The organism is Aromatoleum toluolicum (assembly GCF_012911005.2).
In the GTDB taxonomy this organism is placed as follows: Bacteria; Pseudomonadota; Gammaproteobacteria; order Burkholderiales; family Rhodocyclaceae; genus Aromatoleum; species Aromatoleum toluolicum.
The window spans coordinates 1-419 of record NZ_WTVS01000241.1 but is presented as its reverse complement, the minus strand read 5'-3'; the positions used below and the strand labels follow the sequence as shown (position 1 = coordinate 419).

The window sequence follows — 419 nt, the reverse complement described above, 5'->3', positions numbered from 1 at the left end:
AAGTAGGCTACTTGCAGGTTCGCTCCCTGCCGGATGGTGCCCTTGTCGGCCTGCAGTTCGCCCAAGATAATCTTGAGCAGCGTGGTTTTACCGGCGCCGTTCGGGCCGATCAAGCCCACTTTGTCCCCGCGCAGTATCGTCCCGGAGAAATTGTGAACGATGGTTTTGTCGCCGAAGGCTTTGCTCACTCCTTGCAGTTCCGCCACGATCTTGCCCTGGTAGCCGTTGGAGCTTCCGGTGGCGACATCCATGCGCACACTGCCAACGACCTCACGGCGAGCCTCCCGCCGGGCGCGTAACTGTTCCAAGCGGCTGATACGGCTCTGGCTGCGGGTGCGGCGCGCTTCCACACCACGCCGAATCCAGATTTCTTCTTGTGCCAGGAGCTTGTCGGCCTTGGCGGCGATCACTGCCTCCTG

1 protein-coding gene is annotated in these 419 nt (G+C 61.6%); it reads right to left on the bottom strand.

The window, feature by feature from the left end; all coding sequences use genetic code 11:
• A partial coding sequence (locus GPA27_RS28555; RefSeq protein ID WP_308446345.1) for an ATP-binding cassette domain-containing protein occupies window positions 1-410 on the bottom strand: 410 nt, incomplete at its 3' end.
• Between the last annotated feature and the right edge of the window lie 9 nt (window positions 411-419).